Origin of the sequence: Novosphingobium sp. (genome assembly GCF_027486195.1) — a bacterium.
Classification (GTDB): Bacteria; Pseudomonadota; Alphaproteobacteria; order Sphingomonadales; family Sphingomonadaceae; genus Novosphingobium.
The window spans coordinates 54,499-73,505 of the sequence record NZ_JAIXPP010000011.1 but is presented as its reverse complement, the minus strand read 5'-3'; the positions used below and the strand labels follow the sequence as shown (position 1 = coordinate 73,505).

Here is a 19,007-nt window from a genome sequence, read left to right as displayed (position 1 = left end):
GATCCCGTCTGAAGGAGAATCCGATGCGCAAGTTTCTGCTGGCAGCCGCGTTCCTCGCGCTGACCCCCGCTGTGGCTCCTGCCATGGCCCAGGCCCATGCCGGTCCCGTGGCTGCTGATGCCCGCGCCCACGCCATCCACCGCGAAGTCGTTCGCGATCGCCATGAAGTGCGTGAAGAACGCCGCGAGCTGCGCCACGACCGCCATGAACTGCGCCGCGATCAGCGCCAGCTCCACCGCGCGCGTGTCGCCCGCGCCCGGGCCTGGCATCGCCACCACCACTACCACGGCTAAGCGGTGACGCGTGCGCTGCCGTTTACGCGGCGGCGCGCTCCACCAGCTGGCCGGCCAGCGAATTGGGCCCGGCCTCGACGAGATCGACGTCCACGAGATCGCCCAGCGCTGCATCCCCGGTGAAGTGCACCGATTGCAGCCAGGGCGATTTGCCCAGCCACTGCCCGGTGTGGCGGCCCTTGCGTTCGACCAGCACCGAGCAGCGCTTGCCGACGCTCGCCGTGTTGAACGCAAGGCTGTCACGCTGGAGCGCGGCTTGCAGGCGCTGAAGGCGCTCGTCCATCACTTCGGGCGCGATCTGGCCGTCCATCGTGGCGGCGGGGGTGCCGGGGCGGGCGGAGAACTTGAAACTGAACGCCTGCGCATAGCGGGCGTCGGCGATGATCTGCAGCGTTTCGGCAAATTCCGCTTCGGTCTCGCCCGGGAAGCCGACGATGAAATCGCCCGAAAGCGCGATGTCCGGCCGCGCGGCACGCACGCGCTCCAGAATGCGCAAATAGCTCTCCGCAGTGTGGCTGCGGTTCATCGCCTTCAGCACGCGGTCGCTGCCTGATTGCACGGGCAGGTGGAGGAACGGCATCAGCTTTGGATTGCTGCCATGCGCCTCGATCAGCGCATCGTCCATGTCCGCCGGGTGGCTGGTGGTGTAGCGGATGCGGCCAAGGTCCTCGATCCGCCCCAGTTCCTCGGCAAGCCCCGCAAGACCGACACGGCGGCCCCTGTCGTCCTCGCCCGTCCAGGCATTCACGTTCTGTCCCAGCAGCGTGATCTCACGTGCGCCGCCTTCAACCAGTGCGCGGGCCTCGCTGACGAGATCGGCATAGGGGCGCGAGAGCTCCGCACCGCGCGTATAGGGCACCACGCAGTATGTGCAGAACTTGTCGCAGCCTTCCTGCACGGTGAGGAAGGCGCTGGCGCCGACCTTGCGGCGCTTGGGCAGTGCGGCGAACTTGGCCTCGGCGGGCATGTCGGTCTCGGTCGCGCGGCCACCGGCGGCAGCTTCGGCGACCATTGCGGGCAGGCGGTGATAGGCCTGCGGGCCGACGACGACACGCACCGACGGCGCGCGCGTCATGATTTCCTCGCCCTCCGCCTGCGCGACGCAGCCCGCGACCGCGATCAGCGGCACCGCGCCAGCCTCGCGGCCATCCTTCACGATCCGGCCGATATCGGAATAGACCTTCTCGGTCGCCTTCTCGCGGATGTGGCAGGTGTTGAGCACGACGAGATCCGCAGCCTCGCGCTCGTCTGCCGCCGTCATGCCTTCGGCGGTGAGCAACTCAGCCATGCGCTCGCCGTCGTAGACGTTCATCTGGCAGCCGAAGCTTTTCACATGGAAGGTGCGGGGGGGCTGATTGGCAGACATCTGGCGGCGCTTACGCGATTCTGCCGCTTGGTAGAAGGGGGCGCGCAGGGTCAGGCGCCCGGATCGACGAGCACCGCGCGCACTAGCCGCTCGATCCTTCTGACCATGACTTTGGGATCGCTCGCACGGTTCGCAATGCCGTTCGCGGCAGAAAACAGCAGCTGCGCAGTCTCGGCCGCCCATTCGCGTCCATGCCCGGCGCGCACGAGCGCTTCGGTCAGCCCGGTCAGGATCGCCGTGTCGAGCGCAGCAAAGCGCTGCGCGACATGGGCCGCCTTGGCCTGAAACAGCTCGCCGGCAAAGGTCGAGCGCTGCACACGTGCCTGCACGATGGCATGCTTTGCGACGAGGGCGGTGGCGAGCGGGGAGGGGAAGGGCGTATCTGCGGCCAGCGCAGCTTCGACCGCGCTTTCCATCGTGTCTGCGATCCGCTCGGCCACAGCCGCGAAGACCGCCTCCTTGTCACGGAAATAGCCGTAAAGCGTAACTTTCGACATGCCGGCCGCTTCAGCGATTGCTTCGATCGACGTGGCGCGAAAACCCTGGGCCACGAACAGCGTTTCCGCTGCATCAAGCAGACGCTCGCGACGCGCGGCGCGAATGGGGCTGAGCTCGGCTTGTATATCTGAACGATAATACATAAAAGCGTTCATATCGTAAGATTCGTACTCCTGCAAACAGGATTGTTGCCCGATGGTCCGGATACTCCTGCGCGTCGCTGCCGTGATCGGCCTGGTCCTCGCGGTCTTCGTGCTGTGGTTCTATGCGACCTACGGCGGCACCGGGCAGCCATTCCCGCGCATCGGCGATCCCAAACCGCGCCTTCAGGCCGAACTGATCGCCACTCTGCCCGAACCGCCGGGCAACCTTGCCGTCTCCGCTAGCGGCCGCGTGTTCTTCACTTATCACGCCGAGGGGCACCCCGCGATCAAGGTGCTTGAACTGGTGAACGGCAAGCCTGTTCCCTATCCAAACCTTGAAATGCAGCGCGGCGACCGGGACCGACCGTCCTACGGCGCGGTGTTCAATATCCGCATCGACAATCGTGACCGGCTGTGGAGCATCGACCACGGCGAGCATGGCGTGTTCGGCGCGCGGCTGGTCGCAGTTGATCTCAAAACCAACACGCCGATCAAGCAGATCTGGTTGCCGCGTTCGGTGGCGGGTATCGGGTCTTATGTGCAGGACATGCAGATCGATGCCGCGGGCCGGATGATCTACCTCGCCGATATCGGCGTGTTCAGCGGCCATCCGGGGCTGATCGTGGTCGATAGCGAGACGGGCAAGGCACGGCGCCTGCTCGACAACCATCCGGCGATCATGCCCGGGCCTTATGCGGTGCGTGCGCAGGGGCGGCTGATGCAGCCGCTGGGCAACAGCCTGTTCTGGTTCCACCCGGCGTTCGATCCCATCGCGCTCGATCGGCAGGGGACCTGGCTCTATATCGGACCGATGGCGGGCAAGATGCTCTCGCGCGTGCGGGTGGCGGACCTCAACAACGCAAGCCTGTCGCCGGCCGAACTGGCCGCCCGTGTCGAGCCATATGCCGAGCGTCCGCAGGCCGATGGCCTGACGATCGACAACGAGGGGAACATCTACCTGACAGGTATCGAGGACGGGATCGTGTGGAAACTGGGTCCCGACCGCAAGCTGACCGCGCTGGCTGGCCATCCCAAGATGCGCTGGCCCGATGGCCTCAGCTTCGGGCCGAACAACATGATCTACGTGGCAGACAGCGACATCCCCGATGTGATGATGCAATCGAAGGCCCATATGCGCGAAAAGGCACCCTACTACCTCTTCCGCTTCCCGGCGGACGGTACAGCACTTGCCGGGCAATAAGCAGTGCAAGATACCAAGACAAAAGCACTTTTATCATGTTGTGCGCAACTGCAGCAACCGGAGCGGATGCGAATTGCAGCCTTGATGCAAGATCGCTCTTGTAATCCAAATTAAATCAGTAGAGATTTAACGGACCCCTCAAGGAGGTCCGCCATGCGCTCTTGCGTTGTTGTTAGCAGGGTTTCCACTTTCATCATGGGGGGCAGCCTGCTTGCCCTCGCCGCCTGCAGTGAAAAGGCGCCGGAGGCGTCCGGTACAAGCTACAGCAAGCCCAAAGAAGCCGCCGCTGCCGTCGATATCGCAGAGGAAGCGCCGCCTCCTGCCATGGCCCGCGCGGTCACCAGGAAGTCCGAATGGACCATTGGCGGGCTTGTCAGCGGCAAGACCGAGACGACCATGCTCGATCCCGTGGCGCCGCCGCCGGTGGTCATCGAACCGCCCGCGATGCCGACCAATCCGGTCCAGCCGCAATCGGGTCTGCTGACGTCGGGCGATGTCGATGATCTGCTCAATCCCGGACAATATGCCGCCTATGCCGGGCGCTTCCTCCAGGCGAGCGGCCAGTCGCTGCCGTTCTACGATACGCGCAGCCGAGTGGTGATCCGCGTGGTCGATGCACGCGGGCGGCCGGTGCCGTTTGCACAGACCGATGTCGGCCGCTCCGGCGCGCCGCTCCACCTCGTGACCGCCGCCGACGGGACCGCCTCGTTCTATCCGCGGGCCGACCGTATCCCCCAGAAGACCACCGTGGCCGTGACCGGGGCGGCCGGCTCTGCGCGCAAGTCCGTCGCGCTTTCCGCAGGCCGGCTGGTCGAGATTGCGCTTCCCGGCCTGGCCGCTGCGCCGCGCGCCATGGACCTTGCGCTAGTGATCGACACCACCGGCAGCATGGGCGACGAGATGGAGTACATCCAGGCCGAGCTCGATACGATCGTCGCGCGGCTCAAGCGCAATGCCGGCCAGATCGACTTGCGCATCGGCGTGGTGCTCTACCGCGATGAGGGTGATGACTATGTCGTCCAGTCGACACCGCTGACCGGGAACATAGGTTCGATCCGCACGCTGCTGGCCCGTCAGGATGCCGATGGCGGCGGCGATACGCCTGAGGCGATGGACCGGGCGGTGGCGGAGGCTGGCCGCCTGCAATGGCGCCCGGATGCGGCCAAGGCCGTGCTGCTCGTGACCGATGCGCCGCCGCATGCGGATGCGATCGGCGCCACGCTCGACGCGACGCAGCAGCTGCGCAGCCGCGGCGTGCAGATCGTTCCCGTTGCGGCGAGCGGGGTGGAAGACAGTGCCCAATATGTCCTGCGCTCGATGGCCGCGTTGACGCAGGGGCGGTACATCTTCCTGACCGATGACAGCGGCGTTGGTGATAGCCATGCCGAGCCGGATGTCGCGTGCTATCTGGTTACCCGGCTCGATACGATGGTGGCGCGCGTGCTGGCCGGCATTGCCACGGGGAAGCGCGTCGAGCCGCGTCAGGGCGATGTCATCCGCGCGGTCGGTGGTTATGATCGCGGACGCTGCAGCATCGCGCAGCAACGCGGGCAGGATCAGCGGCGGCAGCAGGGCTGACCGCCGATCTGCACGGGATCAGTTGCGGGTAATGCAGTAAACCGATGCCGGTGGCACGTTTCGCCACACGCGCGCGGTGCGGTGCGCGGAGAGGCCCAGCCGGGCCATGATCTCTTCGCGCACCGGGCACTTCGGGCCATAGGTGAACTGGTAAAGCGCGGCATCCGGCGTGCAGAAGCCGAACGCGGTGGCGACGATGCTCTCCACCTCGCGGCTGGGAAAGTTGAGCAGCGGCAGGCCGCTCACCACGGCGGCCGGGCTGCGGCCCTGAAGCATGTCTTCGGTTACGCTGGCCGCCTTGTGGGCCAGCACGAGCGCCTGCGGAAAGGCCGTGCGCAGCCGTGCGGCGAGCAGATGGTCAGCCTCGACCAGGATCAGATTGCTCTCGGGAACACCGCGCGCGATGAGGGCGCGCGTGAACACGCCGGTGCCGGGGCCGAGTTCGAGCACGGGACCGGCCGCCGGATCGATTTCGGCAGTGATGGCCGCTGCCAGCGCAGGACCACTGACGAAGCCGCCGAACCGCCGCGGATTGGCAACAAGGCGGCGCAGGCCAAGCAAAGCCTCGGGCGGGCCATTGGCCTCTCTGGCCGGGGTGCTGCGATGGCGGGCTTTCTGGAGATTGATCTTGCGGCGCACCGCGCTGGCCAGCTTGTGCACCACCTGGCGCGGACGGCGCGCCATGCCGGGCTTGAGCTTCAGCTTCACGCCGCGCTCTTGGCCGCTTCGTAGCGTACGGGCGCGACATCGAAAGCGAAGGGCCGCAGCGGTTCACCCAATGCGGCTTCCAGCGCGGGTTCGATGCGGCGGCGCGCTTCGGCGGCGATCGCCTTGCGTCCGGCCAGCCCCTGCGGATCGAATGGTTCGAGGAAGTGAACCTCGAGCCGGAACGAACCACGACGTGAGAGAATGCGCTTGCCGTTGGAAACACCGTCTTCCGTGCCGATCCAACCGATCCATTCGGCGACGCGGCCATAATCGAGCACCACCGGCTGCACCATCACGCCCGGCGGCGGCGGCTCCAGCACGCGCAGCATCGAGGTCTTGAAGGGGAGCAGCGATTTGCCATCGGTGCAGGTGCCTTCAGGGAACACGGTGATCGACCAGTTGTCGGCCAGCGCTTCCTTGAGGCGGTTGATCTGGTCTGCCACGCCCATCCGGTCCTCACGGCTCACGAACACGGTGCGGTTGATCCGCGCGAGCCAGCCGACGATCGGCGCTTGCGACAATTCGGCCTTGGCAACGAAGGCCGTGCCGCTGGCCCCGCCAAGCGCAAGGATATCCACCCACGAAAGATGGTTCGAGATATAAAACACATCGCGCTTCAGCGGCACGCCGTGGACCCGCACACGCGCGCCGATGATGCGCGCCGCCAGAAACAGGAACAGCTTGGGAAACGGCGAGCCATAATGCACGACGCGGTAGAGGTAGTGCAGCGGCACGCAGAGCAGCATGGCCAGCACCAGCGCCACACCGCGCAGCACGATCCGCATCCAGCCCATCCAGGTGATGGCTGCGCCGCGTTCCGGGCCGACCTGGCGGCGGGCCTTACGCCTCGCGATCAGACTTGACACCATATAGCTCCATGCGGTGGTCGACGAGGCGGTAGCCAAGCCGTTCGGCAATCTGGCGCTGCAGCGCCTCAAGCTCCGGATCGACGAATTCGATGACCTTTCCGGTCTCGACATCGATCAGATGGTCGTGGTGCGCCTCGGGCGTCGCCTCATATCGGGCGCGGCCATCGCCGAAATCGTGGCGATCAAGGATCCCCGCCTCCTCGAAGAGGCGGACGGTGCGGTAGACCGTGGCGATGGAAATGCGCGGATCGCGCGCCGATGCGCGCTCATGCAGCTTCTCGACATCGGGATGGTCGTCGCTCTCCGACAGCACCTGCGCGATCACGCGGCGTTGTTCGGTGATCCTGAGACCCCGTTCCGCGCAAAGCGCTTCGATGTCGATTGCCTGGTGCAAGCTTGCGGCCCATCCGGTTAGATTGCGTGCAGCATAGTTTGCTGCGCCAATTCTTCAACCGGCGCGCTGTCGATTTGCGGGCAGTATCAGGCCCGGATCGGGGAAAAGTGAACACGGCGAGGCCACGCGCAAAAGAATGGAGGCCTCGCCGGTTCCGGGCCGGCCTTGGCCGGCTTCAGGCAGCTTAGCCGGCAGCCTTGGCGCTGCGGCCACGCTTGGGCGCAGGCTTGCGGCCGAGGCCGATCTTCTTGGCCAGTTCGCGGCGCTTTTCAGCATAGGCCGGAGCGACCATCGGGTAGTCTGCCGGCAGGTTCCAGCGGGCGCGATATTGATCCGGGGTCATGTTGTAGCGCGTCATCAGATGGCGCTTGAGCATCTTGAGCTTCTTGCCGTCTTCAAGGCAGACAATGTGATCGTTCTTCACCGAAGCGCGGATCGAAACCGCGGGTTCAGGAGCCGGTTCTGCTGCCGGTTGCGTGGGATTGAGGCCAGCCAGCGCGGCATAGACATTGCTGATCAGCATCGGCAGGTCGTTAACAGCGACGCTGTTGTTGCTGACGTGGGCTGAGACGATGTCTGATGTGAGCGTGATCAGCGTTTCCCGCATATCGTTTTCGATTTCACTCATTGTACCCGTACCTTTTGCGGTTGTTATCTTCTTTTTGCCCAGTCAAGGCTCAGTGAGTCCAGAGTAGACTGGACCGCATATACGCCTGCGCAACAGAGTTACAACCATTGCGGGCCAATCAGGTCATTTTTCCGCCAGAATTCTCCCAAGCACAGGTCGATACAGGTAAATATGCCTAATTGTCCGCAATATACAGTTCCTGACTGAGTGCATCCAGTCGCTCGCCGCTGGCTGTGCGGTAGTATCCGGCTCTTATGCCGACAGTCCGGAAGCCAAAGCCCGTGTATAGCTTGCCGGCGGGATTGTTCCGCCGCATTTCGAGAAATAGCCGCCGGATGCCCCGCAAACGCGCCCGTGCGATGACTTGGGTCAGCAGTGAAGCCCCCAGACCTTTGCCGCGATACTGGGGAAGTACGGCGAAGAGCAGCAGTTCTTCCTCGTCGAAGATCGACCGGGTAAGGGCAAACCCTGCCACGGGTTCTGCGAGGTTCGGATCGAATGATCCCTCTGCGCCAATCAGGCAGTAACCGGTTCCGGTAAGCAGGAGCGAGTCCGAAACCTGACGGCGGTTCCATGCTTCTCCGTACTCGGGCGCGAAGGCGCCGGTCATGACTTCCATGATCCGGTCGATATCATCGACGCTGCCGGGCGCGTTGTAGTTCATGGCAAAGCTGCCTTCACGCGGTCGCCATCACGCAACCGGAAGCCGCGCATCGGGTGCGCGGCCATAGCGGGGCGTGGGATCGGGGCGCAGGGCATCGCGGCCGAGCAGCGCAAATGCGCGCGCATCGGGCCAGAGCGGATAGGCGGCAGGCGTGCCGCCGCGCCGCGCGGCCAGCGCCTCGGCCTGGCTGCCGACCACGACCAGCGCCTGCGAGCGCTCCGTCGCCGCATCCGGTAGCAATGATGCCGGTTCGGCCAGCGCGGTGCCGTCTGCCGCGAAGGGCTGGAAGAACCACTCGCCGTGTCCGCCGCTCATCACCACGTCGATGGCGTTCCCGCCATGTGCGGCGCGGGCCATCGCACCGACGAGCGCGAGGCAGGCATAGCCTTCGAGCGGTACGCCCCACGCCAGCGCCAGCGCGCGCGCGGCGGCAAGGCCCACGCGAATGCCGGTGAAACTGCCAGGGCCGGCGTTGACGGCGATGCGGTCGGCTCGGCCCTTGCCGGGCAAAGCGGCGATCATCGGCACAAGCTGTTCGGCATGGCCACGCCCGAGCATGGCATGGGTGCCCGCCACCAGTTCTCCATCGTCGAACAAGGCCACCGAACAGGCTTCGGTGGCGCTGTCGATCACCAGCCGGCGCAAGTGCGTGCCGCCTCAGGCCAGCGTGTTGAAGGTGGCGAAATCAGGCCGGGGGCTGCGCGCGAAGATCGTGGCCGGATCGCCGTAGCCCAGCGTTGAAATGAAGTTGGACTTCACGCGCGTGCCGGCAAAGAACGCCGCATCCACCGCCGCATTGTTGAAGCCCGACATCGGCCCTGTATCAAGACCCACCATGCGTGCGGCGATGATGAAGTAGGCGCCCTGCAGCGTCGAGTTGCGCATGGCGGAAACCTCGCGCAGCGCTTCGTTGCCCTCGAACCAGCTCTTTGCATCGGCATGGGGGAACAGCCAGGGCAGCTGCTCGTGGAAATCGATGTCCATGCCGATGATCACGCTGACGGGTGCCTTGCGGATCTTGTCAGGGTTCGTGCCCCCGGCGCAGGCGGCGAGCTTTTCCTTCGCCTCATCGCTCACGCACCAGACGAGCCGCGCGGGCATCTGGTTGGCCGAGGTCGGCCCCATCTTCATCAGGTCCCAGATCGCGTGAAGCTGCTCCTCGCTCACCGGCTTGTCGAGATAGCCGTTGTAGGTGCGGGCGGTGCGGAACACCTGATCAAGCGCGGTGTCATCAAGCGGCAGGGACATCGGGGCAAACCTTCGGGGGATCGGGCCTTCGGGGGATCGGGATCAGGCGGCGCGCACTTCGCTGACTTCGGGCACGTAGTGCTTGAGCAGCGATTCAATTCCGTGCTTGAGCGTGGCGGTGGACGAGGGGCAGCCCGAGCAGGCGCCCTGCATCTTGAGGTAGACCACGCCTTCGCGGAAGCCGCGATAGATGATGTCGCCGCCATCGTTCGCCACGGCCGGGCGCACGCGGGTTTCGATCAGGTCCTTGATCTGCTCGACGATCTCGGCATCGGCCGGATCATCGCCGTAGTGCGTGTCATCCTCCGCCTCGCCGGGAACCACGAAGTCCGCGCCGGCCGAGGTGAACAGCGGCGCCTGCGCCACGAAATGATCGAGCAGCAGGGCGAGCACCTGCGGCTTGAGCGGTGCCCATTCGGAGCCCGGCGCGATCGTCACCGCGATGAAATCGCGCCCGTAAAGTACGCCCGTCACATCGCCCATCGAGAAGAGCGCTTCCGCCAGCGGAGATGCCGCTGCCGCCTCGGGCGAGGTGAACTCGCGCGTGCCGGTGGCCATGACGATCTCGCCCGGAAGAAACTTCAGCGTGGCGGGGTTCGGGGTGGTTTCGGTTTCAATGAACATGTCTCAGCATGTAGGCCGCCATCGATGGGGGTCAAGGGGCGAATGCGCCCGAAAATCAGGCCCCGAACATCAGGCCTTGGCCTCACCCATCAGTGTGCGGGGCGGTGTTCTGCGCTGGCAGGTGCAGGCAGGCTGGTTTAAGGGGCCGCGCATGAGCACCACGCACTGCGGCCTTCGCCGAATCGCCCTTACCCTTTCACTTATCGCCTGCGCCGCGATGCCGGCCTCGGCTCTGGCGCAGGCCGCCAAGCCCGCACCCGCGCCGGCTGCCGTGGCCGAGATCCTGCCGGTGCCGCTGAACCCGGTCGTCCCCGCAGCGCAGCGCGTGTGCAGCGCGAAGACCGCCTCGGGCCTCGGCACCCGCATGCTGCGCGATGCGGCTGGCGCAAAGCCCGGTGCGTCCGACTATGTGCTCGTCAACTACATCGGTTACCTTGCCGCCGATGGCACCGTGTTCGATCAGAACGTCAGCCAGGCCTTCCCCGCCGGCGGCGTGATCAAGGGCTTTTCCGAAGGCCTCCAGCTGATGAACAAGGGCAGCGTCTGGCGCTTCTGCATCCCGGCGGCGCTGGGTTATGGCGAAAAGGCTGCCGGGCCGATCCCGGCGAATGCCGATCTCGTCTTCCAGGTGGAGCTGGTCGATTTCAAGACCGAAGCCGAAATCGCGGCGATGCGTGCCGAAGCGCAGAAGCAGGCGGCCCAGCCGTCGCAGGGCGCGGATGCGGATGCACCGGCCCCGGCACCGGCTCCGGCAAAGCCGAAGAAGTGATCTGAACGCGGCAGGGGGTGAGGGACCAATTCACTGGTCCTTCATTTCTTGCCGCCCTATACAGCGGATATGGCTTTTCTGTCCCGGTTCGCCCCGCGTACGCCCCGCGCTCTCGCTCCCGTACTTTCCGCCGTTCTTGTCGGCCTGCTTGGAGCACCCTCACCGGTCCTTGCCAAAGCACCGGCCAAGCCGGCGGTAGTGGCCCCCAAGACGGCAAGCGGTTCGGGCCCCTGGCTCTATCGCGGCAGCGATGTGCCGCAGGACAAGGCGTGGATCTTCGGTGTCCTGCCCAATGGCCTGCGCTATGCCGTGCGCCGCAACGGCGTGCCGCCAGGCCAGGTTTCGGTGCGCATGCTGATCGATGCGGGCTCGCTTTATGAAACCGATCCGCAGCGCGGCTATGCGCACCTGATCGAGCACCTGACCTTCCGCGATTCGAAATACCTCAAGGCGGGTGAGGCGATCCCCGCCTGGCAGCGGCTCGGCGCTACTTTCGGCAGCGATACCAATGCCGAGACGAGCCCGACGCAGACCGTCTACAAGCTCGACATTCCCGACGTTTCACCCGCCAAGCTCGACGAGACCTTCCGCCTGCTTTCCGGCATGATCACCGCGCCGATCTTCACCGATGTGGGCGTGAAGACCGAAGTGCCGATCGTGCTTGCCGAAATGCGCGAGCGCTCGGGCCCGCAGACGCGCATCCTCGATGGTACGCGCGCCATTTTCTTCGCAGGCCAGCCGCTCGGCAGCCGTTCGCCCATCGGGACCGAGGAAACGCTGAACGCGGCAACCCCGGCCAAGGTCAAGGCGTTCCACGATGCATGGTACCGTCCTGACAATGCGGTCATCGTTGTCGCCGGCGATGCCGATCCGGAGGCGCTGATCGCCCGCATCAAGCAGTGGTTCGGCACCTGGAAGGGCGCGAGCTTTGCCAAGGGCAAGCGCCCGCCGCTCCCTGATTTCGGTGCGCCAAAGCCGCCCGTCGGCGGTGATCCCGCAAATCCGGTGGGCGATGCCAAAGTCATGGTTGAGCCCGATCTGCCGCGCGTTTTCAATTATGCCGTGCTGCGGCCGTGGCACAAAGTGCAGGATACGATCGTCTACAATCAGGGCCTGATGATCGACCGGCTGGGCATCGCGATCATCAATCGCCGGCTCGAAGGCCGGGCGCGCGCTGGGGGCAGCTTCCTCGCCGCCTCGGTCGAGCAGCAGCGCATCAGCCGCTCCGCCGACGCCACGCTGGTGACGGTGACCCCGCTGACCGACGACTGGAAGGCTGCGGTCAAAGATGTCCGCGCAGTTATCGCCGATGCGCTGGCAACGCCGCCGACCGAAGAGGAAATCGCCCGCGAGGTGGCCGAGTTCGACGTGGCCTTCAAGGTGCCGGTCGAAACGCAGGAGACGCTCGCCGGATCGAAGCTGGCGGACGACATCACCGATGCGGTCGACATTCGCGAGACGGTGGCCAATCCCGATACGGTCTACAGCATCTTCCGCTCGTCGATCCCGCTGTTTACCCCGGCAGCAGTGCTCGATCACACCCGCGCGCTGTTCAAGGGAACCGTGATCCGCCCCGTGCTGATCACTCCCAAGGCGACCGATGGCACCGAAGCGGACTTGCGCGCCGCGCTGCAGGCGCCGGTAGCGCCGTCTTCGGGCAGCCGCCTTGCCGCCAGTTCCTTGAGCTTCAAGGACCTGCCGCCGATCGGCCAGCCCGGCAAGCTCGCGAACGCCGAAGGCACCGGCCTGCTCGGGATCGAGCGGATCGAGCTTTCGAACGGCGTGAAGGCGCTGCTCTGGTCGAACGAGGCCGAACCGGGCCGGGTGATCGTGCGTGTCCACTTCGGCGGCGGTTATGCGGTGATCGATCCCAAGGATGCGGTCTACGCCTCGCTGGGCGAAACAGCGCTGATGGACAGCGGCTTCGGCACTGTCGGGCGCGAAGATCTCGACCGGCTGGCGACGGGCCGCAAGCTCAGCCTCGATTTCGATATCGACGATACGACTTTCAAGTTCTCGGCCGATACGCGGCCAGCAGACCTGGCCGACCAGCTTTACCTCTTCGCGGCCAAGCTGGCGATGCCGCGCTGGGATGCCAATCCGGTGATCCGCGCGCAGGCCGCCGCGCGGCTGGCTTATGAATCGACCAATGCCTCAGCCTCCTCGGTGCTGGGGCGTGATGTGGGCTGGCTGCTCAAGGATGGCGATCCTCGCTATGCCGTGCCCAATCCGGCGGAAATTGCGCGGGCGAACCCAGAAGGTTTCCGCCGTGTCTGGTCGGCGCTCCTCAAGCAGGGGCCGATCGAGGTAGATATCTTCGGCGATTTCAACCGCGACGAGACCGTCGCCGCGCTCGAGCGCACGTTCGGTGCGCTGCCCGCGCGCGATCCGCTGCCCGCGACCGGTTTTGCCCCCAAGGTGCCCGAACCGGTCGGCGATCCGCTGACGCTCAACCACCATGGCGATGCCAACACGGCGGCGGCGCTCGTCGCCTGGCCCACCGGCGGCGGCAACGCTGGCGTCCACGAATCGCGCCAGCTCGAACTCCTCGCGCAGGTCTTCAACAACCGCCTGTTCGATGCGATGCGCGAGAAGATCGGCGCCAGCTATGCGCCGCAGGTATCCTCCAACTGGCCGCTGGATCTGCCCTCGGGCGGCTACCTCGCCGCGATGAGCCAGTTGCGCCCTGGCGATCTCCCGGCTTTCTTCGGTGCGACCGACAAGATCGCCGCCGATCTGGCCGCTGCACCCGCAACGCCGGATGAGATCGCACGCGTGACCGAGCCGATGAAGCAGCTCATCACCCGCGCGAGCACCGGCAACGGGTTCTACATGTACCAGCTCGAAGGCGGTGCGCTCGATCCGGACAAGTTCACGCAGATCCGCTCGATCCTCTCGGACTACAGCGCCATCACGCCGGAGCGACTGCAGACGCTGGCCAAGCGCTATCTGGTGCCGGGCAAGGCGTGGCGGCTCAGGGTCGTGCCGGGGAAATGACCCGGCGGATCGCCACGTGCCGGTGCGGCGGGCTGACCGCAACCTGCACGGGCGAACCGGTGCGCGTCTCGGTCTGCCACTGCCTCGAATGCCAGAAGCGCAGCGGCAGTGCGTTTGCAGTGCAGGCGCGCTGGCCGCTGGATCAGGTCGAGCTCAGCGGCCCGTTCCATGAATGGGTGCGCGTGGGGGAAAGCGGCAAGCCCGCAACCTTCCGCTTCTGCCCCACCTGCGGCGCGACTGTGGCGTTCGTTTCGGCCTCGATGCCCGATCTCACCGCCGTGCCCGTCGGCGCCTTTGCCGACCCGACATTCCCGCCGCCGCGCTTCTCGGTGTTCGAGACGCGGATGCACCCTTGGGTCACCGTCTCTGCCGAGGACATGGAGCATTGGGACTAGCGGACTTTGCCCCACTGCCGCCTTGAACCGCATGCGGGGCGCCGATAGGCTCAACGCCATGATCTACAGGGAGTATCTTCATGCGGCGTCTCGCCCTTCTTGCGGCCTTGGCCTTGTCGGCCAGCGCACATCCGGCGCTGGCGCAAGCCGTGGCTGAGCCGAGCGATCCCTATATCTGGCTCGAGGAGGTCAGTTCCCCGCGCGCCATGGCTTGGGTCGAGGCCGAGAACGCGCGCTCACTCGCCGTACTCAAGGCCGATCCGCACTTTGCCGGATTCTACGCCGATGCGCTCAAGATTGCCGAGGCGACCGACCGGATCGCGATGCCGCGCCTGATCGGCGGGCAGATCGCCAATCTCTGGCAGGATGCCGCCCACGTCCACGGCTTGTGGCGCATGACCACGCCGACTGAGTATGAGAAGCCGGAGCCCACCTGGCGGACGCTGCTCGATCTCGATGCGCTTTCCGCAGCGGAGAAGGCCAACTGGGTCTGGGCGGGCGCGGACTGCGAACCGACTTCCGAAAAGCGCTGCCTAGTTGCGCTTTCTGATGGCGGCGAGGATGCCAATACCCTGCGCGAGTTCGATCTCGCCACCCGCAGCTTCGTATCCGGCGGGTTCATGCTGCCCAAATCCAAGCAATGGGTCAGTTGGGAAACGCCGGACAGCCTGATCGCCGCGCGCGATTGGGGCGCTGGCACGATGACTGCCAGCGGCTATCCGTTCGTGGTCAAGCGCGTGGCTCGCGGTTCGGCGCTTGAGTCCGCCACCGAACTGTTTCGCGGCAAGCCGGACGATGTGTTCGTCATTCCGGCGAGCTTCACCGATGGCGCTGGCCATACCGAAGTGGTCATCACGCGCGGGATCACGTTCTTTGAGGCGGAATTTGTCCGCGTCACGGCGCAGGGCACCACGCCCATTGCGGTGCCGCGCAAGAGCACTGTCAAGGGCCTGCTGCAGGGCCGCCTGATCTTTCAGGTCAACGAGGATTGGACGCCGAAAGGCGGCCAGCCGATCACCGCCGGCGCGCTCGTCGCGGTCGATCCCGAAGGCAAGGCCGCGCCGGAACTGATCTTCGCGCCGGGCCCGCGCCAGTCAGTCGATGCCGACGAAGTTACGGTAACCCGCGACCACGTGCTGGCGGCAGTCTATGACAACGTGCGCGGGCGGGCGATGCGCTTCACCCGCAGCGCGGGCGGCTGGCAACAGAGCGTGCTGCCTTTGCCCGACAACGCGGCGGTGAGCATGGTTTCCAGCGACCACGCCTCCAACACCGCCTATGTCTCGGTGCAGAGCTACCTCCTGCCCACGGCGCTCTGGAAGGTCGATGTTGCCAGCGGCACCGCGGTCCAGATCAAGCAGACCCCGGCGCGTTTCGCAGCCGATGGGCTGGTGACCGAACAGTTCGAGGCGACTTCGAAGGACGGGACGAAGGTCCCCTATTTCATCACCCACCGCGCCGATATGCCGCTGACCGGCGCGACGCCCACGCTGATGACGGCCTACGGCGGCTTCCAGGTCTCCTACACACCCCATTACAGCGGAGTGACCGGCAAGCTCTGGCTTGAGCGCGGCGGTGCCTTCGTGGTGGCAAACATCCGTGGCGGCGGCGAGTTCGGCCCGGCGTGGCACGAGGCGGGGCTCAAGACCAAGCGTCAGGTGATCTACGACGATTTCGCCGCTGTTGCCGAAGACCTCACGGCGCGAAAGATCACCAGCGCGAAGAAGCTCGGCATCTACGGCGGCTCGAATGGCGGCCTGCTTATGGGCGTAGAACTCACCCAGCGGCCCGAGCTGTTCGGTGCGGTCAGCATCCAGATCCCGCTGCTCGACATGCTGCGCTATGAAAAGCTCTCCGCCGGGGCCTCGTGGGTCGGCGAATATGGCACCATGGCAAACCCTGACGAGAAGGCGTTCTGGCTGAAGACCTCGCCCTATTCGAACCTCAAGCGCGGCGCGCCCTACCCCGAGACGTTGATCTGGACGACGACCAAGGACGACCGCGTCGGCCCCGTGCAGGCGCGCAAGTTTGCCGCGCGGATGAAGGAGTATGGCCTGCCCTACCTCTACTACGAGACGACGGCAGGCGGGCATGGCGCCGGGGCCAATCTCAAGGAAAGCGCAATGACCACCGCGCTCGAGATGGTCTACTTCCAGCGCCGCCTGATGGACGCGAACTAGGGCGCCGCCGCCAAACCTTTGCATTTCCGCTACGGTACCGCTAAACGCGCGCGTCCTTGAGGAAAGCGAGTACCGTGGCAAGCAACTGGAATGCGAACAGCTGGCGAGGCGCAGAAGCAAAGCACCTGCCCACCTACCCCGATGCGGCGAAGCTCGCCGCGGTCGAGGAAACGCTGACCCGGTTTCCCCCGCTGGTCTTCGCGGGTGAGGCGCGCGCGCTGAAGGCTGATCTTGCGCAAGTCGCGGCCGGCAAGGGTTTTCTGCTCCAGGGCGGGGACTGCGCCGAAAGCTTTGCCGAGTTCCACCCGAACAACATCCGCGACACCTTCCGCGTGCTGCTGCAGATGGCGGTGGTGCTGACTTTCGCCGGCAAGCAGCCGGTCGTGAAGGTGGGCCGCATGGCCGGCCAGTTCGCCAAGCCGCGCTCCTCGCCGGTCGAAAGCATCGGCGGCGTCGAGCTGCCGAGCTATCTGGGCGACAACATCAACGGCATCGAGTTCACGCCCGAGAGCCGCATCCCCGATCCAGACCGCATGCTGCGCGCCTATTCGCAGGCTGCCGCCACCCTCAATCTGCTGCGTGCGTTCTCCACTGGCGGCTATGCCAATCTGCGGCAGGTCCACCAGTGGACGCTCGACCATATCGGCAAGAGCCCGTGGGCGTCCAAGTTCAGCGAAATGGCCGACAAGATTGGCGAAGCGCTCGATTTCATGGAGGCCTGCGGGGTCAACCCCAGCACCGTGCCGCAGCTGCAGGGCACCACGTTCTACACCAGCCACGAAGCGCTGCTGCTCCAGTATGAGCAGGCGATGACCCGGCAGGATTCGCTCACCGGCCAGTGGTATGACACCAGTGCGCACATGTTGTGGATCGGTGATCGCACACGCTTCGAAGGCTCGGCGCATGTCGAGTTCCTGCGCGGTGTGGGCAATCCCATCGGCATGAAGTGCGGGCCGAGCCTGACGCCGGACGCGCTGCTGCGCATGCTCGATACGCTGAACCCGGGCCGCGAGCCGGGCCGCATGACGCTCATCAGCCGCTTCGGGCATGACAAGGTCGAGGCCGGGCTCCCCGCGCTTGTCCGCGCCGTGGCGCGCGAAGGGCACCCGGTGGTGTGGTCGTGCGATCCGATGCATGGCAACGTGATCAAGGCGGACAACGGCTACAAGACACGTCCGTTCGACCGCATCCTCAGCGAAGTGAAGGGCTTCTTCGCCGTCCACCGCGCAGAGGGCACGCATGCCGGCGGTATCCACATCGAGATGACCGGGCAGGACGTCACCGAATGCACCGGCGGTGCGATCGCGATCACGCAGGAGGGGCTGGCGGATCGCTACCACACCCACTGCGATCCGCGCCTCAATGCGGCGCAGTCGATCGAGCTCGCGTTCCTGCTGGCCGATGCGCTCAACGCCGAGCGCGCCGAACGCAAGGCCGAAGCGGCCTGACCGGTTATCGCTAAAGCGGCGGCAGCGGAGGCCTGAAATCCCCCTGCCGCCACGGCGCATTTGCCATTTCCTCGGCATCGGGGACGGCAAAGCGCACATAGCCGAAGAAGGTCGCGATGGTCCGCTCGGCCGCGTCGATGATCGCGCGCCGTCCATGCAGGAAGCGGGTGTTGTCGAGCACCAGCACATCGCCGGCCTGCCAGCGCACTTCGGCGGTCAGCGCCTCCCCGGTCGCCTGGATCGCCTGCAGCCAGTCCTCCGGCACCGGGGTCAGATCATCAAGCAGCGGGAAGTTGCCGCGCCCGTTGTTGAACCGCGCGAAGAGCAGGAAATTCCCGAAGGCCGGGCCTTCGGCGAACATCGGGCGGTGCAGCGCGGGCCTTGAAAACTCGCGCGCGATGCGGCCATCGGGCATGCGGAAGAAGCGATAGGGCAGGGGGCGCGGCGGATTTGCCAGCTCGGCATCGCCAGGTGCTTCGGTGCCGAACCAGAAGCGCAGCAATGCGGGCCAGACGCCCATCACGTGCACGAGCCGTCGGCCTTCCAGTCCGCTGCACACATGCGCCGGCAGCGCAGCGGCGAGCGCGATGCCGTCGCACAGCGTGGTCTCACCCCCGGTGCCCGGCGGGCTGAGGCAGCCGAACAGCGCGGCATCGGGTTTCCACGGCTCCCGCGCGAGTTCCGGGTGGAGCGCGAAGGCATTCGTCCCGCCATCGACGCCCTGGATGGCCTGCGCCGCATCGAGCACCGCGCGGCCCGGCGTTTCGTTGATCACGGCAGTGGCGCAAAGGCTGCGAGCGAAGCGGCGGAAAGCATCAAGATCAGCCCCGAAGCCGCGCAGCAGCAGCGCACCATGCGTCTTGTAGACGGCCTCTACTTGCGCCGGATCAGTCGCGCCGAGCGTCTCCGAGCCGGTCGGCGTCAGCACCGCATAGGGGCGTCCGGGCGCGGGGGGATCGATCTGGGCCATGGCTCTTGCGGCCTAACCCACCCCCGGCCCCTCC

The 19,007-nt window shown here is 65.8% G+C and carries 19 protein-coding genes; 8 read left to right on the top strand and 11 right to left on the bottom strand.

Annotation, left to right across the window (positions count from 1 at the left end; all coding sequences use genetic code 11):
- Positions 1-23: 23 nt before the first annotated feature.
- Positions 24-293: a hypothetical protein gene (locus Q0071_RS02290; protein WP_298164864.1), complete on the top strand. Its 270-nt coding sequence runs from the start codon at positions 24-26 to the stop codon at positions 291-293.
- 22 nt (positions 294-315) lie between these two features.
- On the opposite strand, the gene miaB is transcribed toward Q0071_RS02290, so the two are convergent.
- Positions 316-1,659: a tRNA (N6-isopentenyl adenosine(37)-C2)-methylthiotransferase MiaB gene (gene miaB / locus Q0071_RS02285; protein WP_298164862.1), complete on the bottom strand. Its 1,344-nt coding sequence runs from the start codon at positions 1,657-1,659 to the stop codon at positions 316-318.
- 50 nt (positions 1,660-1,709) lie between these two features.
- Entirely contained in the window at positions 1,710-2,300 is a 591-nt protein-coding gene (locus tag Q0071_RS02280; protein WP_298164860.1) for a TetR/AcrR family transcriptional regulator, read from the bottom strand.
- Positions 2,301-2,352: 52 nt separating this feature from the next.
- Between Q0071_RS02280 and Q0071_RS02275 the strand changes: the two genes are divergently transcribed.
- Together Q0071_RS02275 and Q0071_RS02270 are read left to right on the top strand one after the other, a co-directional pair.
- A complete protein-coding gene (locus tag Q0071_RS02275) occupies positions 2,353-3,501 on the top strand; it encodes an L-dopachrome tautomerase-related protein (RefSeq protein ID WP_298164858.1) in 1,149 nt (382 codons plus the stop codon).
- A 195-nt stretch (positions 3,502-3,696) separates the two neighbouring features.
- On the top strand, positions 3,697-5,079 hold the full coding sequence (locus tag Q0071_RS02270) for a vWA domain-containing protein (RefSeq protein ID WP_298164856.1): 1,383 nt from the start codon (positions 3,697-3,699) through the stop codon (positions 5,077-5,079).
- An 18-nt stretch (positions 5,080-5,097) separates the two neighbouring features.
- On the opposite strand, the gene Q0071_RS02265 is transcribed toward Q0071_RS02270, so the two are convergent.
- From Q0071_RS02265 to Q0071_RS02230, 8 genes are all read right to left on the bottom strand, one after another.
- Entirely contained in the window at positions 5,098-5,787 is a 690-nt protein-coding gene (locus Q0071_RS02265) for an rRNA adenine N-6-methyltransferase family protein (RefSeq protein WP_298164854.1), read from the bottom strand.
- Positions 5,784-6,581: a lysophospholipid acyltransferase family protein gene (locus Q0071_RS02260; protein WP_298164970.1), complete on the bottom strand. Its 798-nt coding sequence runs from the start codon at positions 6,579-6,581 to the stop codon at positions 5,784-5,786. Before Q0071_RS02260 ends, Q0071_RS02265 begins: the two co-directional genes overlap by 4 nt.
- Before the next feature lie 46 nt (positions 6,582-6,627).
- Entirely contained in the window at positions 6,628-7,050 is a 423-nt protein-coding gene (locus Q0071_RS02255; protein WP_054122249.1) for a Fur family transcriptional regulator, read from the bottom strand.
- Between the two features lie 184 nt (positions 7,051-7,234).
- Positions 7,235-7,678, bottom strand: coding sequence for a MucR family transcriptional regulator (locus Q0071_RS02250; RefSeq protein WP_298164849.1), 444 nt, complete (start codon positions 7,676-7,678; stop codon positions 7,235-7,237).
- 175 nt (positions 7,679-7,853) lie between these two features.
- The gene (locus Q0071_RS02245; protein ID WP_298164847.1) at positions 7,854-8,342 is read right to left on the bottom strand and encodes a GNAT family N-acetyltransferase; all 489 of its coding nucleotides are present in this window, start codon (positions 8,340-8,342) and stop codon (positions 7,854-7,856) included.
- Between the two features lie 27 nt (positions 8,343-8,369).
- On the bottom strand, positions 8,370-8,987 hold the full coding sequence (gene tsaB / locus Q0071_RS02240; RefSeq protein WP_298164845.1) for a tRNA (adenosine(37)-N6)-threonylcarbamoyltransferase complex dimerization subunit type 1 TsaB: 618 nt from the start codon (positions 8,985-8,987) through the stop codon (positions 8,370-8,372).
- A gap of 12 nt (positions 8,988-8,999) precedes the next feature.
- Positions 9,000-9,590 carry a malonic semialdehyde reductase gene (locus Q0071_RS02235; protein WP_298164843.1) on the bottom strand — a complete coding sequence of 197 codons (591 nt, stop codon included), beginning with the start codon at positions 9,588-9,590 and terminating at the stop codon, positions 9,000-9,002.
- A 42-nt stretch (positions 9,591-9,632) separates the two neighbouring features.
- A complete protein-coding gene (locus tag Q0071_RS02230) occupies positions 9,633-10,214 on the bottom strand; it encodes a NifU family protein (protein ID WP_298164841.1) in 582 nt (193 codons plus the stop codon).
- A gap of 151 nt (positions 10,215-10,365) precedes the next feature.
- On the opposite strand from Q0071_RS02230, the gene Q0071_RS02225 reads away from it, so the two are divergent.
- The 5 genes from Q0071_RS02225 (at position 10,366) to Q0071_RS02205 (ending at position 18,003) form a co-directional block, all read left to right on the top strand.
- On the top strand, positions 10,366-10,983 hold the full coding sequence (locus tag Q0071_RS02225) for an FKBP-type peptidyl-prolyl cis-trans isomerase (protein WP_298164839.1): 618 nt from the start codon (positions 10,366-10,368) through the stop codon (positions 10,981-10,983).
- A 69-nt stretch (positions 10,984-11,052) separates the two neighbouring features.
- A complete protein-coding gene (locus Q0071_RS02220; RefSeq protein WP_298164837.1) occupies positions 11,053-13,980 on the top strand; it encodes a M16 family metallopeptidase in 2,928 nt (975 codons plus the stop codon).
- A complete protein-coding gene (locus Q0071_RS02215) occupies positions 13,977-14,375 on the top strand; it encodes a GFA family protein (protein WP_298164835.1) in 399 nt (132 codons plus the stop codon). The genes Q0071_RS02220 and Q0071_RS02215 overlap by 4 nt, the downstream gene beginning before the upstream one ends.
- Before the next feature lie 80 nt (positions 14,376-14,455).
- Complete coding sequence (locus tag Q0071_RS02210) at positions 14,456-16,555, top strand: prolyl oligopeptidase family serine peptidase (RefSeq protein ID WP_298164833.1); 2,100 nt, start codon at positions 14,456-14,458, stop codon at positions 16,553-16,555.
- A gap of 74 nt (positions 16,556-16,629) precedes the next feature.
- The gene (locus Q0071_RS02205; RefSeq protein WP_298164831.1) at positions 16,630-18,003 is read left to right on the top strand and encodes a class II 3-deoxy-7-phosphoheptulonate synthase; all 1,374 of its coding nucleotides are present in this window, start codon (positions 16,630-16,632) and stop codon (positions 18,001-18,003) included.
- Positions 18,004-18,013: 10 nt separating this feature from the next.
- On the opposite strand, the gene Q0071_RS02200 is transcribed toward Q0071_RS02205, so the two are convergent.
- Positions 18,014-18,973, bottom strand: a complete 960-nt coding sequence (locus Q0071_RS02200) for a TauD/TfdA family dioxygenase (protein ID WP_298164829.1) — start codon at positions 18,971-18,973, stop codon at positions 18,014-18,016.
- Positions 18,974-19,007: the final 34 nt, after the last annotated feature.

Coding starts and splice junctions, on each gene's coding strand:
- Q0071_RS02290 (WP_298164864.1), top strand. CDS start 24: ATGCGCAAGTTTCTGCTGGCAGCCGCGTTCCTCGCGCTGACCCCCGCT.
- miaB (WP_298164862.1), bottom strand. CDS start 1,659: ATGTCTGCCAATCAGCCCCCCCGCACCTTCCATGTGAAAAGCTTCGGC.
- Q0071_RS02280 (WP_298164860.1), bottom strand. CDS start 2,300: ATGTATTATCGTTCAGATATACAAGCCGAGCTCAGCCCCATTCGCGCC.
- Q0071_RS02275 (WP_298164858.1), top strand. CDS start 2,353: ATGGTCCGGATACTCCTGCGCGTCGCTGCCGTGATCGGCCTGGTCCTC.
- Q0071_RS02270 (WP_298164856.1), top strand. CDS start 3,697: ATGGGGGGCAGCCTGCTTGCCCTCGCCGCCTGCAGTGAAAAGGCGCCG.
- Q0071_RS02260 (WP_298164970.1), bottom strand. CDS start 6,581: ATGGGCTGGATGCGGATCGTGCTGCGCGGTGTGGCGCTGGTGCTGGCC.
- Q0071_RS02250 (WP_298164849.1), bottom strand. CDS start 7,678: ATGAGTGAAATCGAAAACGATATGCGGGAAACGCTGATCACGCTCACA.
- Q0071_RS02245 (WP_298164847.1), bottom strand. CDS start 8,342: ATGAACTACAACGCGCCCGGCAGCGTCGATGATATCGACCGGATCATG.
- Q0071_RS02235 (WP_298164843.1), bottom strand. CDS start 9,590: ATGTCCCTGCCGCTTGATGACACCGCGCTTGATCAGGTGTTCCGCACC.
- Q0071_RS02230 (WP_298164841.1), bottom strand. CDS start 10,214: ATGTTCATTGAAACCGAAACCACCCCGAACCCCGCCACGCTGAAGTTT.
- Q0071_RS02225 (WP_298164839.1), top strand. CDS start 10,366: ATGAGCACCACGCACTGCGGCCTTCGCCGAATCGCCCTTACCCTTTCA.
- Q0071_RS02220 (WP_298164837.1), top strand. CDS start 11,053: ATGGCTTTTCTGTCCCGGTTCGCCCCGCGTACGCCCCGCGCTCTCGCT.
- Q0071_RS02215 (WP_298164835.1), top strand. CDS start 13,977: ATGACCCGGCGGATCGCCACGTGCCGGTGCGGCGGGCTGACCGCAACC.
- Q0071_RS02210 (WP_298164833.1), top strand. CDS start 14,456: ATGCGGCGTCTCGCCCTTCTTGCGGCCTTGGCCTTGTCGGCCAGCGCA.
- Q0071_RS02200 (WP_298164829.1), bottom strand. CDS start 18,973: ATGGCCCAGATCGATCCCCCCGCGCCCGGACGCCCCTATGCGGTGCTG.